The organism is Candidatus Binatia bacterium, assembly GCA_035631035.1.
In the GTDB taxonomy this organism is placed as follows: Bacteria; Eisenbacteria; RBG-16-71-46; order SZUA-252; family SZUA-252; genus DASQJL01.
The window spans coordinates 39,443-56,258 of the sequence record DASQJL010000076.1 but is presented as its reverse complement, the minus strand read 5'-3'; the positions used below and the strand labels follow the sequence as shown (position 1 = coordinate 56,258).

Annotated in this window: 9 protein-coding genes; all 9 read right to left on the bottom strand. The window is 72.4% G+C overall.

The annotated features are described in order from the left end of the window. Positions 1 to 52: 52 nt before the first annotated feature. The 9 genes from VE326_08430 to VE326_08390 all read right to left on the bottom strand — a co-directional run bounded on the left by VE326_08430 (position 53) and on the right by VE326_08390 (position 16,816). The gene (locus VE326_08430) at positions 53 to 1,909 is read right to left on the bottom strand and encodes a BamA/TamA family outer membrane protein (GenBank protein HYJ33232.1); all 1,857 of its coding nucleotides are present in this window, start codon (positions 1,907 to 1,909) and stop codon (positions 53 to 55) included. Then, positions 1,909 to 5,193: a hypothetical protein gene (locus VE326_08425; protein HYJ33231.1), complete on the bottom strand. Its 3,285-nt coding sequence runs from the start codon at positions 5,191 to 5,193 to the stop codon at positions 1,909 to 1,911. Before VE326_08425 ends, VE326_08430 begins: the two co-directional genes overlap by 1 nt. Further along, a complete protein-coding gene (locus tag VE326_08420) occupies positions 5,194 to 6,186 on the bottom strand; it encodes a hypothetical protein (GenBank protein ID HYJ33230.1) in 993 nt (330 codons plus the stop codon). Between the two features lie 11 nt (positions 6,187 to 6,197). Further along, positions 6,198 to 7,082: a hypothetical protein gene (locus VE326_08415; protein ID HYJ33229.1), complete on the bottom strand. Its 885-nt coding sequence runs from the start codon at positions 7,080 to 7,082 to the stop codon at positions 6,198 to 6,200. Beyond that, the gene (locus VE326_08410) at positions 7,060 to 7,803 is read right to left on the bottom strand and encodes a hypothetical protein (protein ID HYJ33228.1); all 744 of its coding nucleotides are present in this window, start codon (positions 7,801 to 7,803) and stop codon (positions 7,060 to 7,062) included. Before VE326_08410 ends, VE326_08415 begins: the two co-directional genes overlap by 23 nt. Before the next feature lie 145 nt (positions 7,804 to 7,948). After that, positions 7,949 to 11,326: an FG-GAP-like repeat-containing protein gene (locus tag VE326_08405; GenBank protein HYJ33227.1), complete on the bottom strand. Its 3,378-nt coding sequence runs from the start codon at positions 11,324 to 11,326 to the stop codon at positions 7,949 to 7,951. 13 nt (positions 11,327 to 11,339) lie between these two features. Further along, positions 11,340 to 12,323, bottom strand: coding sequence for a PorV/PorQ family protein (locus VE326_08400; protein HYJ33226.1), 984 nt, complete (start codon positions 12,321 to 12,323; stop codon positions 11,340 to 11,342). 111 nt (positions 12,324 to 12,434) lie between these two features. Next, positions 12,435 to 16,643, bottom strand: a complete 4,209-nt coding sequence (locus VE326_08395; GenBank protein HYJ33225.1) for a C25 family cysteine peptidase — start codon at positions 16,641 to 16,643, stop codon at positions 12,435 to 12,437. Then, the gene (locus VE326_08390; protein HYJ33224.1) at positions 16,640 to 16,816 is read right to left on the bottom strand and encodes a Trm112 family protein; all 177 of its coding nucleotides are present in this window, start codon (positions 16,814 to 16,816) and stop codon (positions 16,640 to 16,642) included. The genes VE326_08395 and VE326_08390 overlap by 4 nt, the downstream gene beginning before the upstream one ends.

The window sequence follows — 16,816 nt, the reverse complement described above, 5'->3', positions numbered from 1 at the left end:
CGTCCCTCCCGCGGCGTCCCGCCCCGTCCCATCGACGCCCTCCGATTCGAGATCACCAGGTGCTCGCGTAGCGGACGTGAAGCGTCGCCCTCCGGAGCGGCTCTCCCGGCGCCAGGCCCAGCTCCAGTCCCACCAGGCCCGACGCCATCCTCGTCCTGAGCCCGGCACCGTATCCGAACTCCCAGCCCGGGCTCAACACCGTTCGGGCGAGCGACGGAGCGGCACCGCCCGACGCGACCGCGGACGAGAGCGCTGCGGTGCCGGCGGCCAGCCCGCCCGAGAAATCGTGCCGCGCGGCATCGGCGAAGAGATACAGACGCCCCCCCCGCTCGTCGGTGATCCAGCGGTGCTCGAGCGAGAAGGTGGCGATCCGGTTTCCGCCGAACGCGCGGTCGGGATGGCCGCGCAGCCCCTCGGTGCCGCCGACGAACGAAAGCTCTTCGGCGGGGAAATCGCCGCCGGAAAGGAACGAGCCCTCCGCGTGGGCGGAGGCCGCGAGCACCCGCCGCGGCGCGATCGCGAGCGCCCCCTCGGCGGACGCCCTGCCGCGGAAGAGCCCGCGGCTCTCCGAAGGCAGCTCGGGAACGCGGTCGGACCGGCGCCCCGCCTCGGCGGTCAGCGCCGCGCGGAATCCGCGAACCGGATTCAGGAGCGGCCGAAGCCGATCCAGGCTGCCGCCGGCTTTCAGCGACCAGGTGGCGCTGGACCCGCGCGCGAGCCCCGAGTACGTGCTCCCGCTTCTCTGGAGCGCGAGCGCGGCCCGCGCGGCGCCCGCGGGCGCGATACCGATCTCGGCCGACCAGCGCGTCTGGGTGAAGAGGGAGTCGGCGACCTGGGCCTCGAGCGCGAGCGAGGCATCGGCGCGGGTCCCGAAGAGCGCGGGCTCCCGATAGTGCGCGGCGTATTCGGAGCGGCCGTTGCCCGGCCCGAACCATCGGAGACCCGCCGACCTTCCGCTCCCCGCGATGTTGCCGAGGGCGAGATCGAGCAGCCCCGTCACGCCTCCCTCGCGCGCGACCCCGAGCGCGCCCTCGAAACGGCTCGAGCGCTCCTCCACGACGGGGATCACGACCCGGGCGCCCCCCGGCAGCGCTCCGGTCACCAGGCGCGGCGTCCCCACCTGCTGGAAGAGGCCCGAGGCGGCCAGGCGCTCGCGCGCGAGGCCGAGAACGGCCGGCGTGAGACGCGCGCCGTGGTCCAGCCCCGCGACGCGCGCCGCCGCCGCGGGACGCGTGGCCGTGGCGCCGGGCAGCTCCATCCCTTCGTACGTCGCGGGCGGTCCCGGCGCCAGCAGGAGATGGGCGAGCGGCGCGCCCAAGCCCAGCTCCAGCGAGTCGAGCGACACCTGAGCGGCGTAGAAGCCCGCTTCGATCAGCACGTCGCGCGCGGCCGAGAGGCCAGCGGCCACGCCGTCGACCGAAGCGGCCCCGCGGCTGGCGGCACGGTAGGCGGCCGCCGCCGAGTCGGCGAGCGCGGGAGCCAACGGGCCGTCGACGCGGATCCTGGGTCCCGCGCCGGCCCCGAGCGCGGCGGGGTTGGCCGCCGCTTCCGGCGCCGCGGCATCCTTGGCGCTCGCGCCGGGACGCGTGATCTCGAGGCGCGCCGCTCCCGGCGCGCTCCCCTCGCCCCGCGTGAGCGCGAGCCGCACCGTGGCCGCGACGTCCCCCTTCCCCGCCAGGAAATCGCGCAGGCGGAGCGCGGCCGATTCCAGATCGGGTCCGCTCCAGCGCCTCGTGGAATCGGAGCCGCCCGCCTCGATCACCGAGCGGAGCGAGTCGGGAAGCCCTTCCGCGCGCAGCCGGTACTCGGCCGAAGGATGCGCGGGCCCCGCGTCCGAGGAGGCTCGCGCCGCCGCCGGGAGCGCCGCGAGCAGCGCGATGCACGCGGCCATATTCCTCGCCCGCCGCATCAGAAGCTGCTCCTCAGCTCGAACCGGCCCGTGTAGGTCGTGGGGCGCCCCTCGACCTGCGAGCCGTTCCATCCGAGCGACAGGGAGATCCGGTCCCCCGCGCGATACTCGCCCAGGAGGTCCACGTCCACGCGCGGCCCGAGCGGCGCGATCAGGTAGCGGCCGGCCGGGGCGTAGGTCCCGTGCTGGTCCAGGCGGCCGTACGAGGCGCTCCCGTCCAACCGGAGACGCGCGCCGGCGCAGCGCGCCGAGGGCCCCACCGACCAGGCATCCTGGTAGCCGCCCCGCGTCATGTCGACGTCGCGGCGGTGGCGGGACACGAGTGACGCGGTCCAGACCGCGCCGATCGCCCGCGCCAGCTCCAGCTCGTATCCGCGGCCGCGCACCAGCGACGCATAGACCCCGGCCCCGTCGTCGCGCGCGACCGCCTGCTCGTTGCGCGAGAGATCGGCGGTGGCCGTGGCGCGGAGCCCCAGGGGGAGGACGCGCTTCACCCGCAACCGGCCGTCCATGCCGCGCCCCCGGCTCTCCAATCCCGTCAGCTCGCCGCTCACGTCGCGGCTCGTCCCCACCTCCAGGCGCGCCTCGAAGCGCGAGCCCTGCGGCACGACCTCGAAGCTCTGGCGCGCGGCGAGGGTTCCGCGCAGCGTGGAGCCGGACGCGAGGTAGTCGGAGGGGCGCGCGATCGTTTCCAGCCGGCCCAGCGGCAGCGAGGAGAGGGTCTCCAGGCGGAAGAAGGTGCTCGCGCCGAAGGGACGGAGCGCGCTCTTCGCGGAGCGCGCGCTCCGCCCGGGATAGGCGTCCAGCCGGAGCTGCACGGTGGCCCGCGAGCGCGTCGCCGGCTCGCCCGCGCCCGACACCAGCTCGTAGCCCCCGCCCTGCTGCGCGTTCCCATAGGCGTCGTACGAGCCCGCTCCCGTACCCACCGCGGTCAGCGACCGCGTCACCGCGGGCTCGCGGAGCTGGGTCACGTCGTAGCGCAGCTCGGAGCTCACGGGCCCGCCGGCGCGGCCGCCGGTCAGGACCAGCTGGGCCAGATCGGCCGCGCTCGGCCCCTTCGATCCCGCCACGCGCCGCCGCGAGAAAGACGCGTCGGCCAGGAACGCGTCTCCCGCGCGCGCCGCCACGCCCCCCTCCCAGGTGCGCGCCTCGGTTCCGTTCGACACGCCGAGAATCCGTGCCTCGTCGCGCCTCCAACCGACCGAGGAGCGAAGGCGGAGTGCGGCGCCCGGGCTCCATCCGAGGCCGGCGCTCCAGAGCCTGCTCGACCTCGCGTCGGCGCTGTCCCCCTCCTGGCCCGCGATCCGCTCGAGGGCCACGGAGAGCCGGGGCTGGAGCGGCCCCGTGACCCGGGCGAAATCGAGCGACCACTTCGACCGCCGGCCGTCGCCCAGCGGCCCGCGATTCCTCGCCTCGTCCCACCGCACCGCGCCCGGAAGGAAGGAGCGCACCTCGAGCACCGCCGCCCGCCGCGTCGCCCGCGACCCTCCGCTCAGCGAGCGGAGCCCCGCCTCGCCGCGAAGGCCGAGGACCGCGACCGGGTCGTACGCGAGCGAGAACTCCTGGCGACGCTCGCCTGCCGTGGAGGGCGCCTGGTTCCAGCGCTCGTTCTCGAACGCGCCCTCGGTGCGGTCGAGCGAGGAGAAGCGCGCGTCGCGCGCGCGCAGGGATGCCGCCGCGCTCACCGATCCGAGTCGGGCGCCGAAGATCCGGATCGCGCGCGGGTCGAGGCGGGCGGCCAGCCTGCCCGCGCCCCCGGTGTTGTCGCCGTCGTCGCGCGAGGAGAGGGAGTTCCGGTCGAAGCCCGAGCGCGCGGCCTCTCCCTCGAGGGCGAGCGCTCCGATCCGCGTGGCGCCCCCCAGGTCCATGAGCGCGTTCTCGCGCGGGACGGCGAGGGCGCGGCCGGGCTCGAAGGTGCCGAGCGTGGGTCCCATGAAGCGGTAGAAGCGCGTCCCGTCGGCGGCCAGCGTGTCGGCGTAGCTTCCGCGCCCGGCGCCGACCGGCGTGAACTCCACGTCGTAGTCCCCTCGGGCCGGGCCCAGCCAGAGCCAGTGCGCGCGGCTGGGATCGGACCCGTCCCACACGTACGTGCCGGCGCCGGCGCCGACGTAGCGCACCCCGCTCGGAAGGGTGGTCGTGGCCGAGTCGCCCATCGCGCCCAGGGCGGTCCGATCCTCCGGCGTGAGCGCCGCGCCCAGCGGGCTCTTCGCGTCGTCCCCCTCGCGCAGGTAGGAGGCGTACCATCCCCCGCGGCCCCATTCCCGGCGCGTCGTCGCGGCGTAGAAGGTGCGGCGATAGCGGCCGTTCGCCCCTTCGAAGTCGACCGCGATCCGGCTCTCGGCGGTGACCGGATGGCGGACGGTGAACGTGAGCGAGGCCGCTCCGTAGTCCATCACGTAGTCGAGGTCGGCGCCGCGGCGCAGCTTCACGCCGTCCAGCCATACCGTTTCCGATCCCGCGACGATTCCGCCCAGGTCGGCGTCCGCGCCCCGCCCGAGGAGGGCGTAGGGGCCCTGCTTCCCGTCCTCGCCGCGGAACTCCAGCGAGCGCCGCTCGCCTTTCGGGCTGGCGGCGGCGACGTCCCAGCGAAGTCCCCCGACCCTGGCCTCCCCCTGCACCCCCTGGAGCGCGCGCGTGACGCTCGCGAACTCGCCCGGAATCCCCTCCAGGCGGAAGTCGCCCAGCGTGGCGCCTCCCTGCGGCGCGCGCAGCGAGATGGAGACGCGATCGAGATCCTCCAGCTCGCGCGTCGAGCCGTCGGGCTCGAACGGGAGCCGCTGGTCGCTCAGCGTCGCGGCCACCTCGAGGTCGCCGGCCACCTTGCCGCGAAGGGTGAGGTCCAGCGTCTGGTGGAGGGACGCGTCGCGATTCCGCCCCATCTCGACGGCGAACGACTTGGCGCCGCTCACGACGAGCGCGTCGGCCTGCCGGTCGGCCGCGTCCTGCGCCCCGGCGCCCGCTCCGCCCGCTCCCCCCGATCCGGAGACGAGCGGGTCGGCGTCCCGCCGCAGCAGGGTGGCGGGCTCGGCGCTCGCAGCCATGGTGGCGAGCGGCGCCACGGCGCGGAGCGAGAGGAGACTCGGCGCCCGGCGCACCGGGAATTCGAGGACGATGCTGTCCTCGGGAGCGCCGTCCCCGCCGGGATGGATGGTGGCGACCGGGTAGGCGAGAACGCGCGGCGCCCACGCGCACGTGACGGCGACGGCGATGGCCAGAGTGGCGCGCGCGCGCGCGATCGCGCACGCGACGACGGACCGGGCGCCCTGTCGCCGTCGCGCGCGCACCTAGGGGGCCCTCGCTCCGGAGGGCCGGCCGGCGCCGCGCTCGAGCGCGAAGATCTGCACCTCGCCCCGCGCCGCGTCGGCGGCGGCGAGACGGTCGCGCCCACCCCAGGTGATGGCCGACGGCCGCCACGCATGCTCCCCGCCCCCCAGCACGCGCTCCATCACGCGCGATCCGTCCTGGTCGAAGACCACGATCCGCTGCCTCGAGGCGTCGGCCGCGTAGACGTAGCCCGAGCCGTCCACGGCGAGCGCCGCGTAGCGCCCCGTCCCCGCCGAGTCGCCCGCCGCGCCGCCCGCGAGGGCGCCGCTCGCGCGGAAACGGCGGAGCGCGCCCGAGGCGGCGTCGGCCATCCACAGGTCTCCGTTCGGGGTCGCGGCCACGGCGCCCGGAGTGCCGACGGAATCGTCGGGCGTCAGGAAGCGTCCCGCGCGTTCGCGCGCGAGCGAAGCGTCCAGCCGGATCAGGTCGCGCTCGCGCGGGGCGAGAAGCCACAGCCTTCCGAAGGAGTCCTGGACGAGGGCCGCACGCGGATCGCGCGCTTCGTCCGCGAGGTCGGAGGCCAGCGGTCGCGCCGCGAGAAGCGCGCCGTTCTTGTCGTACGCGAGGACCGACGCCGAGGCGCGGTCCAGCACCAGCGCCGAGCCGCGCGCGTCCACCACGACGTCGGCGGGCTCCGTCGTGGACGCGGGGTCGTCGCCGCTCAGCGCGACGTCGTGGATCAGGGCGCCGTCCTCCCCCACCTTGACCAGCCGTCTCCTTCCGGCGTCGAGAATGTAGAGCGCTCCGTCGCCGTCGAAGGCGAGCCGCGTGGGGCGCGGAACGCCCCACGATTCGAGCGTGGCGCGGTCGAAGATCCGCTCCGTGCGGAGGACTTCGGGAGGACCGGCGGGGGCCTGGCGGATCGCGGGCGCCGCGGCGGCACGCGCGGGAAGCGACGCCGGTCCCGCCGCGATCAGCGTCGCGGCGGCGATCGCCGCGGCGGTGCCGCGCACGGCGCCGAACGTCAGAACGATCGGGTGAGGTAGAGTCGCCCGCTCCCGTCGGGAGCGGTGTCGGCCAGGAGGAGGAGCGGAATGCCGGGGACCTCGCGCGCCGAATGCCTCTCGCCGGAGCGCCCCCGGACGATCTGGGTGTCGATGGCGCTCAGGAGACGGTTCGCGATGGCGGCCGCGATCGAATACTTCGAGCGGTCGAAGGCGCGGCGGGAGCTCTCGCGCGTCGCCCGGTAGCTCGTCTGCGCGTCCGCGGAGCTCCACGACCACGCGCGATCGCCGCTGGGGAGCCGCTCCGCGACGTACGCGTCCTGAGCCGCCGGATCGGACGGGAAGTTGTCCCGCGCCTCGCGGCGCAGCGCCTCTTCGTAGGCGGTGGGCCCGGTTCCCTGCGAGGTCTGATACTGGCCGAGGAGCTTCCAATAGGTGTCGTCCGCGCTGCTCACGCCGACGCCGGCGTGAAGCTGCGCCTGCTCGATGTAATTGTCCTTTCGAAGATGACCCGCGACCTGAAACCAGACGAAATGGGTCCAGATCGCCCCCTCCGCGATGAAGAACCCCGTCGCGCGGCCCCGTGCGCCGAGCGACATCTCTCCCGCGCCGGGAAGGAGCAGGGAGAGGAGCACCGCCTTCTTGCCCCCCCTCCGCGGCTGCTCGTCGGCGCGGCGGAGCCGCTCCGAGGCCGCGGCCGCTCCCGTCGAGACGGCGGCCGATCCGCCCGCCGCCATCGTGGCGTCGGCGGGGCCGATCGCGGCCTGGGCGAGCACCGGGGAGCCGCTGACAAGCGCGAGCGGAGGCCACGAGGCTCGAGCCACCGACATCCCGCCCGTGAGCAGGAGCGCTGCGGCGGCGAGCGGAATGGCGCGCGCGGCGCTACAGCTGTTTCCGGATCTCAAATCCGACCGCGGTCTGGTCCGAGAAGGGTCTCGTGCGCACCTTGATGCGGATTCGGGTGTTCTCGCCGAGAAGCGCGCTGCTCCGGTGCTTGAGCATCCGGAGCACGTCGACGGCGGAGACGATCCGATTGAGGAAGCTCCCCATCACGGCGTAGCGGGCGTCCTTCAGGAGATTGTTGCTGTCCCCGCGCATCCCCCGGTAGAAGTTCCGGTTTCCGGAGATGTAGGTCGAGCCGTTCAACGCGGCGTCGTCCCATCCGCCCGAATAGGTGCTGAGCTTCCCGATGTCCTCGTAGTAGTGCTGCTTGTTGTTGGCTCGGAAGTACAGGATGAGGCTGTCCTCCGGAGATCCCTGGCAGTTGCAGCTGGAAACCCACTTGCTGTAGCTCCAGTGGTCGTCCGCATAGGCCAGGTACTGGTCCTCTTTCGCCGCGCCGCGACCGTGGTAATAGAAATAGGTTACCCACGCCACGCCTTCCAGCCCCAGGTGGGCATACCCGCGCTTACTGCCGGCGTACAGGTGCCCCGCCCCGGGCAGGAGGAGATTGTAAATGAAGGCCTTCCCGGGGGACTTGTGGACGTCGGGAACGGGAGGGGGAGCCAGTCCCACCGCCTCGGCCCCGCTTGGGGTGACGATCGGGGTGGCCACCGTTTCGGTGTCCGCAATCGCTCGCTGTGCCAGCAGGATCTCTCCGGTGGGAAGCGGGCTGAAGTCGAGCATCGAAGCGCGGCCTACCCCTGTCGTCAAAAGTAGACAGAGCGTGCTGGCAAGGACCGCAAGGGGAGCGCGAGAAGTCAGAAGACGGGTTCCTTGAACCGGCCGAAATGGATGCGAACGCAATGGTTTATTCTACCTCCGGGCCGCATCACCGGACAACTGCGAACTTCTTGAAGGCGATCTCGCTGGCGCCCGCGCGCTTCACCTCCAGGCGCACCAGATATACCCCGCTGGCGAGATCCCGCACCGGGATCCGGGCCACATTCTGGGACGGCAGGACCGGCCCTTCGATCTTCCGGACCTCGTTCCCCAGGGGGTCGAGCACCCGGATTTCGACGGAGCCGACTCCGTCACCCAGCGTATAGGCGATACCCACGTCGGCCCCCCGTGCCGGGTTCGGAAAACAGTACAGCGAACCCCGTGCCAAAGCCGTGGCCGCGGCCGAGATAGGCAAGAGCAGGGCGTCCCCCAGCATCGAGCTGTGGCGCCTGTCCCCCGCATACCCGATCCAGGGGAAGCGCGGCGACACGCCGTCCCGCGTGGCGTAGGCGCTGTCGGCCCGCACGCCGATCTGATAGCCGTTCCAGAGGCCGTCGCCGCCGGGGGCGATCAGGTGCTCCCAGGGGCCGCCGGGGGGATCCGGCGGGGTCAGCGCGTCGTTGAGCGACAGGAGAAGGGGCGAGATCTCGGGACCCGGCTGGCTCGCGACGGGCCATCCCGGGACCGACGTGCCGTTCCCCTCCAGCGCGATCAGAAGGCCGCTCTGGGTCGCGACCAGGAGCTCGGGAGTGCCGTCCCCGTCGACGTCGCCGAGCACCGGCGACCCGGTCCCTCCCACCGCCGAAGCGCCGTAGCGCGCGCCGAGCGAGACCGGCCAGCCCTGGGGCTCGACCCCGTTTCGATTCCAGCGATGCGCGTATCCCTGGTCGTCCACCGCGAAGACCTCGGGGTAGCCGTCCCGGTCCAGGTCCCCGGCGGCGAGAGCGCCCTCGATGCGCCCGACCACGGACACCGGCCAGCCCGGAAGCTCGCCGCCGGCCAGATCGAGCGCGTGCACCTCTCCCTGCGCGCGGTCGAGCACGATCACTTCCGTCTCGCCGTCGCGGTCCAGGTCGGCGCCCATCACGTAGGGACGGAAGTTCGCGCCGCCCACGTTCCAGTGGAGGTCGGTGACGTTCGGATCCTTTCCGACGGGGCTGACGAGGCGCACGACGCCGTTCGCCAGGCCGTAGGCCACCATCCAGCTGCCCGGGGGCCCGCGGAAGCGGCCCACGGCGAGGTTCCCCACGACCGAGGCGGTGACGGGCGTCGGTCCGATCCGGAGCGTGTCGGCGATGGCGTCGACGAACGGCGCGAAGGAGACGCTGTCGGTGCCGGCGATCGAGAAAACGGTGCCGTCGCTCGCGCCCACGAGCACGTCGCCCGCGGGGCCGAGCGAGGGCGCGGTGGTGGCGGCGATCCCGGCCCCAAGGAGGGGCGGCCATCCTGCGAGCGGGATCGCCTGGGTCGAATCGCGATCGTTCGCGCGGAAGGCGTAGACCCGGCCGTCTTCGGCCGTCGCGACGACGGCGGCCCCGTGCGCCGCGAGCGGATTCGAGCGGAAGAGGCTGTCGGCCACCAGCACCGGCGGCACGATCGGCGCGGGAAGCGCCGCGAACTGGCCGTCGGTGTTCGCCGTGGTGTATGGCTCGCCGTTGGACATCCAGGCGTAGATCAGGCTGTCGGAGGACGCCACGACCTGCCGGGTGGCGTCGCGCCGCAGGCTGCCGAAGGTGGGAGGATCGCCGCTTCGCCCGAATTCGGAAACGACCGGCCACCCCTCGGCGCGCCACTCGGAGTTCACGTCCAGGCTCATTTCGTCACCGGCCGGAGACTTCACCGTGATCGCGACGTGGCTCTGCGCTCCGTCGTTGGTCGCGGTCGAAGGGCTCGTGTCGGGAGCGAGGCGCGTGTGATTCCCCACGAAGTACGGATCGAAGGGCCCGCCGAAGAAGTAGCGCGAGTTGGGATCGCCGATGTCGTCGATCCCGTCCGCTTCCATCACCTTCACGCCGCGGCGCTCGGGGTTCGAGTTGATCCCGCCGTCGGGGGGCATGTTCACCCCGAAGATCACCGTGTCGTCGATGTGCCAGACCAGGATCCCCTGCCCCGGCAGCAGGAAGTCGTACTCCTTGTCGCCCAGCGAGTCGGTCGGATCGGCGCTCGACAGCCCCGGCCCCAGGATCACGTTCGTCGTGGAGTCGCGGTCGAGGTAGACCGTGTTGTCCCCGTTCAGGTCGGTCTCGCGGTTTTCGATCAGGTAGTACTCGTCGCCCCCCAGCGGGACGTAGAGCAGGCTGTCTTGAAGCTCGGTCGCGCGGAGCGAGGCCGAGTAGCCGCGCCCCGGATCCACCAGGTCGAGCTTCCCGGGCCAGAGGACGTTCTTGCACCACGGATCGAGGCTGGTCGGAATGACCCCCGTCGCGTCGGAGATCGCTCCCGTCTTCTGGTCCTGGACCGACGTGGTGAGGAGATACCCCGAGTCCATGTTGCTCCAGACGCCGACCGCCGGGAAAAAGGTGTTGATGTCGTAGAGGTCGGGCAGCCCCTGCGTGTGGCCGAACTCGTGCGCCAGGGTTCCGTTCAGCGCGCTGTAGTAGCCGTCCTGGTTCTCCGTCTCGGGCATGACGAGGCCGCCGAAGACCGCGACCGCGCCGCCGTTGACGGCGACCGAGTCCTCCAGCGAGATCTCGAACGTCGGAAAATCCCGCGGGGTGTCGCCGCGAAGGTCGGTCTGGAAGTCGGATCCCGAATGGAAGAGGGCGATCACGTCGAAGTCGCCAAAGGGGATGGAGTCGGTCTGGTCGGCCTTGGTCACCGCGTCCTTGAAGAAGCGCTGCGCCGACGCGAACGACGCCTGGCCCAGCGTCCAGGGTCCGTAGTCTCCGGTGTCCCCCAGGCGGTAGGTCAGCGTGTCGTTCTTCGGGTAGACGTCGTACTCCAGGACGAGATTGCCGTAGGAGGCGAACCGCCAGTAGCGCTGGAGCGCCTGGAAGTGGGAGAGGAAATAGGCGCGATTGTGCGGCGGCGGATCGATCGGGATCCCGAGCGACTTGCCGTCGCGAAGGTCGAACTTCCCGTCGGGGGTCGTGGTCTGCGCTCCCAGCCGGTCGGTCGCGAAGTCGACGCGCAGGCCGAGGACGCGGAGCGTCTCCGGAGCGCCCGCGAAGGCGACCGTCCGCTCCAGCTGCCCCGTCCGCAACGACGGCGCCAAAAGCGGCGGACGTCCCCCGCTCACCCACGGCGCGCGCCGCGCGCCGCCCAGGCGGTGGGGAAAGGCATGCGCCCGCTCGATGCGACGGGCGAGGAGCGCGCCCCTGCCGGGCGCGGCGCCGGCGGGAGGCCTCGACGCCACGAGCCGCGACGAAGGAACGCCGGCCGCAAAGGACAAGGGAGCCAGGCCCGAGGTCAGGGCCTGGCTCCCCACCAGGATTGCGATTCCGAACAGCGCGCCGCGGGCGGTCCGCCGCCCCGTCCGCAGGGTCACGTGGGAAGGGTTCTTAGAAGTGGTATCCGAGCGAGAACCGGTTGACGCGATCCAGGAAGCTCGACTGCGGGATCGAGGCGTAGTCGAAGCGCACGCCCTTATAGTTCAATCCCAGGCCGAACGTGAAGTCCGTGATGTCGCCGATCGGGTCGCTGATGTAGCCCGCGCGGAGCGCGATGAGCCGGTTGAACTCGTACTCGGCGCCGGCGTTCCAGACGTCCACGGCGAGCACGCGGCCGGGGATGAGGAAGCGCGAGGCGTCGGCCGCGATCAGGACGCGGTGCACGTCGTTCTCGATCGGCGTGTAGGCGACCCCGAACCGGATGTTCCGGCCCAGCGGGTCCGACTGATCCTGGTCGATGTAGGCGATATCCGGCCCCAGGTTGGCGAGCGTGGCGCCGATGGCGACCTTGGCCGCCGGCATCTTGATCATGCCGCCGATGTCGGCGGCGAACGTCGTTCCGCGCCCGTTCTTCTGGTCGAGCGTGACCGCCTGCGGGGCCAGGTCGACGCGGATCAGCTTCAAGGCGACGCCGAAGCCGACGTTGTCCGCCAGCTCGGTGCCGTAGGCGATGGAGGGCACCAGCTCGTACGAGGTGAACTCGCCGGTCACGTTGCCGTCCACGTCGGTCGCTTCGCTCTTTCCGTAGCTCAGGTAGCCGACGCTGGCGCCCAGGCCGCCCCACCCCTCGACATGCTGGGCGTAGACGGGATAGGACCAGTTCACGTCGGAGGCGAGATCGGGGACCAGCTGGGAGTAGGTCAGGCTGATGTCGTGGCCGCGGAGGAACGCCAGGCCGCCCGGATTCCACCAGATCGCGTTCGCGTCGTTGGCGACGGCGGTGAAGGCGCGACCCATGCCGTCGGCGCGCGCCCCCGGCGCGAAGAGCGTGGAGATGCCTCCGGCCTCGGACTGGGCCTGGGCGGACGCGGCGAAGCCGGCCAGGAGGACGAGTGCTACGGCAGCCCTCGAGGCGACGGTGAGAATGCGACTCATGTGGAAGACCTCCTTACGGAATGCAGGAAGGGACGCCGAACGCGCCCCCGACGAGACCCTAAGTCTAGAACACGATGGGACATCGTAACAAGCGGTTCCGCCGGGGGATGCTCATTCGGCTCGGAGCGCACGCGCGATGGCCGTCGCGCGATTCCCTCCCGGTACCTCTGCCGTCAGCTTCACGATATAAACCCCGAGGGCCACTTTTTCTCCCTCCGAATCGCGCCCGTCCCAGGGGATGTAGTTCTCCCCCGCCTTGCCGTCGAGCGCGAAATCGCGCACCCGGCGCCCCGACACGGTGAGGATCTGCACCCGAAGCCGCGCCGCCTGGTTCAGCCGCGCGTGCAGGTAGGTCTCGCGCGGAAAAGGATTCGGGTAGTTGAACACCTCCGTCATGACCAGGGCCGACCCGCCGGGGACGGCCGCGGCCACGTCGATCGTGAAGGTGGCGATCCCCACGTTCCGGTACGTATCGGAGGCGTGCACTTCGAGCAGATGGGCGCCGCCGGCCAGCTGCGGCAGCGTCAGCGTCGCCGTGCCGCGCGTGAAGCTGGAGGGCTCGTAGCGGAAGGTCGGCGTCATGTCGATCGGCGTGCCGCGGTCGTCCACGATCGTGAAGATGCTGTGGGCGTCGTCCAGTCGCGTGAGATCGATCCCGCTCGAGTCCTCGATGGCGAACGTCAGGACCGTTCCCGGCGCCACGGTGGAGTCGTTCGCCGCCGGGCCGAGCAGGCGGATGGTCGGGGGCGTCGCGTCGGCGCGCGGGGCGAGCGAGGCCGCGATGCGGAGCGAGTCGGCCGCGAGGCCCACGCCCCGGCCGCCCGCCTGGGAGAGGAGCGCCCGGATCTGGGCGCCCGGGCCGATGATCCGGCCGTCGGTCGGCACGACGAAGCGAAGCGTGAAGGCCCCCCGGCTCAAGGGGGTTTCGCCGCGGTAGAGCACCGGCCCCGGGAGCGCGTAGGGCACCGCGGTCGGCGCCCCGTTCCGGTCGGCGATCTCGATCCGGCGGGATGGCGGGCCGAGCGCCTCGAGCAGGACCGTGCCCGACGAGAGCGTGTCGGGGGATCCGTCCGCGTTCAGCGCGTGCCCCCGGATCGCGGCGACCTCGCCGCGCGGAATGGAGTCGAGCGCGCCCTTTTCGAACACGCCGCGCCCGCGCGGGAGCGGCGGGAGGGCCGCGGGATCGCCCAGGTAGCCGTACTTCCGCACGATCTCGTTCTGATTTCCCGGCGCGTTCTTCGCCATGGCCCACGCGAGCCCCGCCGTGCGCAGGGTGTCCACGCGCGGGGAAGCCGGGAAGAGGGCGTCCACGAACGCGTCGTTCAGCCTCCCGCTCTCGAGCCCGAACACCTCCTGGCTCGCCGCCAGCGAGACGACCGACCCGCCGCCGGGGTAGCGCAGCAGGAGCTCGGCCAGCCCGTCCTGCTGCACGTTGTCGTCGAACTTCCCCACCGTGCAGGAGAAGAAACCGAAGATCGAAGGCCGCGTGGCATTCGTGAGGCGGTTCAGGTCGAGGGAGCGGAACATTTGCTCGTCGGCGAGGAAGTTCTCGTTGCCGTGCCCGGCGAACTCAGCGAGCCAGTTCCCCGCGTTCACCGCGGCCAGGAACGCCTCACGGGCCTTCGGCTTCGACTGCTTCGTGGAATCCGCGAAGGGATAGTCGTTCAGGTAGACCTTCTCCCGGCGCACGGGAAACGGGAGATGGAATCCGTCCTTCCGCTCCATCTGCGTCACGTGGTCGGCGCCGACGGGGTCGCGCTTGGTGTTCGGGACCGACCATTTCCAGGCGTCGTCCGCCGTGAGCAGCGCTCGCACGCGCCACCAATCGAAGTCCTGCGTCCGCTCGTAGACCGCGTTCTTGCCGCGCACGAGGGTGCGCGCCTCTTCGGTCGTGCGCGCGGGCAGCCGACCGATCGCGAGATCGAAGAGCCGGTCGCCCGGCCCGTCGAGGAAGGCATAGAAGTCGTCCGAGATGTACTGGAGCAGGAGGCTCACGTCCCAGTACTCGTTGTAGGTCGGCACGAGATCGGGCGCCGAGATGATCTGATAGTTCTTCGGATCGTCGGAGGCGTCCCCCAAGAGACAGACATAGAGCGGTCCGGCGGCCCAATGGCGCTCGGCAAAGGCGAAGAGGTTCCGGATGGCGACCGGGTCCGACCGTCCGCCGCCCAGCTGGGCGGCGATCGCCTCGGTGGTGGCGATGGCCGCGCGCGGAGCGGCGACTCCGGGGAGCCGCGCCTCGCGGTCGAACGCGAGCGACTCCGCCTGCGCGAGGAAGGCGGCCGGCGCGACGATCAGGTAATCGGCCGCGTTCCCGGAATCGAGGAGGTCCGCCAGCGCGTGCGGACCCGCGGCGGGCGCGTAGCGCAGGAGCGACGGGCTGGGGGCGCCCGACGTGGAGACGAGCGTATAGCGCGGCCGGTAGCCGGCGCCCGCGCTGTCCTCCACGGTGAGCGTGAACGCGGGCGCGGCTCCGGACCAGGTCCCGCCGGCGAGCCGCACAGGCGTTTCGGGATCGGTGCGGTCCAGGAGCCAGGCGGCTGTGGTGTCGCTCACTCCCGCGATCGCATAGCGGTAGCGTCCGGGGGGGACCGAATCGGGCGCGGCGAAGGCGATCGTGTCCGACGAGGCGGTGAGCGCGCGCGGGTAGGAGACCTCGAACCAGGCGAGGTATTCGGGGTCGGTCCGTCCCGCAACCGCGGGCACCTCGGCCTGCACCGTATCGCGCGCGCCGTTGGTGCGCAGTCCCGACGCGGTCAGGTCGCGCGCCGCGAGGAAATTCCAGCTCACGGTGTCCACGATCGCGCCGTCCCACCAGAGCCGCGCGGCGTGCCCGGTCGACGTGCCCTGGCCCCACATCCGGAGCCGCGCCGAGACCTCGCCCCCCGGCACGGCTCCCGGCAGCGTGATCGGGAACGCGAGCCTCGCGCCCTGCGGGAGCACGCTCATGAACCAGCGCTCCCATCGGAGCCCGGGCTGGAAGAGGTCGAAGTTGGGAAAGCGATTGGTCTCGAAGTGGACCCGATGGGTCACCTGTGTCAGGAGCGGCGCTCCGGTGGAGACGGGCGCGGCGTCGCGGGTCGCGATCCGGCGCGGCGGCGTCGGCACCGGGCCCGGTCCCCACGTGAGCCAGAGCGGCTCCAGATCGGTTCGCTGCGTCTCCTGGTACTCGGGCCCGCCCCCGGCGGCCAGGTCGTAACCGAAGCCGCTCTCCCCGGTGCCGTAGAAGTAGATGGCGTCGGCCGCGTCGAACGTGCCGTCCCCTTCGCCCGTGACCGTGATGGCGCATTCGCGGAGCGAATCGGGGCCCGCGTCCACGTCGGTGCTCTCGGGAAGATCGCCCGGCGGGGAGCGGAAGAGCCGGAACGTGGCCGGATCGATGCCGGCCGTGTTGACGCCCGCGCTGAGGAGGGCGGCCGGGGTGATCCGGTAGAGTCCCGGCCGGACCACCCCGACGCGAACCCAGGGTCGCGAGGGGTCGACGCGGAGCGGTCCCGTCACGGCGGCCGCGCGCCCGGCGGTCGCGGCCCGCGCGAAGCGCTGTGCGAACCGGGGTCCGACCGCTCCGTCGACGCCGAGCGGCAGGGCGCCCTCGGACGGCGCCGCGCCGGCAGCGCCCGCGGGCCCCTCGGAGGGCAGGACGCGCGCGGGCGTCTCCCAGGAGACGTCGACGACGATCGCGTCGGCCACCCGCGCCTCGCGCGTCGCGGGGTCCCAGGTCACCGGGCGGAGGGTCACCGCGAGATAGCGCTCGCCGCGGGCGGCCATGAGAGCCGTCCCCGCGATCGCCGCGGCTTCCCCGCCGCCCCCGAGGGCGCGGTAGGGCGCGCCCCGCATCGCCGCGGCGACGGCCTCGGGAGCGGTCCGGTCCCGGACACTTGGCTCGGTCACGAGGTGCGGCACCGGAACGGGCTCGAGCGAGCCCAGCGAGCGGAAGGAAGACCACGCTCCTCGCGCGACCGGCTCGGCGCCCCAGGGAATTCGCAGGAGCACCGTCCGCGTGGGAAGCGAGGGCTGGGCCCACGCCCCGCCGGCCACGCCGCCCGGAATGCGGATCTCGGCCAGGTCGTACCCCGCGATCCGCGCCCGAACGGTCTGGGCGTCTCCGATCGGCACGCGCACGCGGTATCCGGTCGGGGAGGCGTTTTCGACGGTGGGAACCGGCGCCGGGGACGACGCCTCGGAGAACCCGGACGGGACCTGCGCGCCGACCCTGGAAGCGGGCGGCAGGAGAACCAGAAGGGACGCCACGGCCAGGAGCGCCGGGCCGGAGCGCAAGGGTGCGAAGAAGGACGCCGTGCGGCGGTCGGGACGCCTCAAGACTCGGGTATCCGCTCGGCTTCCTCGATCAGCATGACCGGAATGTCGTCCACGATCGGGTACCGGAGACGGCAGCGCGCGCAGACCAGCCGCTCGGCGGCGCGATCGTACACGAGGTCTCCGCGGCATTGGGGACAGACCAGGATCTCCAGCAGCTCGTCGCTCAACGGCAT

Bases quoted from the DNA above. Each gene is read 5' to 3' on its own strand.
- VE326_08400 (HYJ33226.1), bottom strand. From the start codon at position 12,323: ATGAGTCGCATTCTCACCGTCGCCTCGAGGGCTGCCGTAGCACTCGTC.
- VE326_08390 (HYJ33224.1), bottom strand. From the start codon at position 16,816: ATGCCGTTGAGCGACGAGCTGCTGGAGATCCTGGTCTGTCCCCAATGC.
- VE326_08410 (HYJ33228.1), bottom strand. From the start codon at position 7,803: ATGCTCGACTTCAGCCCGCTTCCCACCGGAGAGATCCTGCTGGCACAG.
- VE326_08430 (HYJ33232.1), bottom strand. From the start codon at position 1,909: ATGCGGCGGGCGAGGAATATGGCCGCGTGCATCGCGCTGCTCGCGGCG.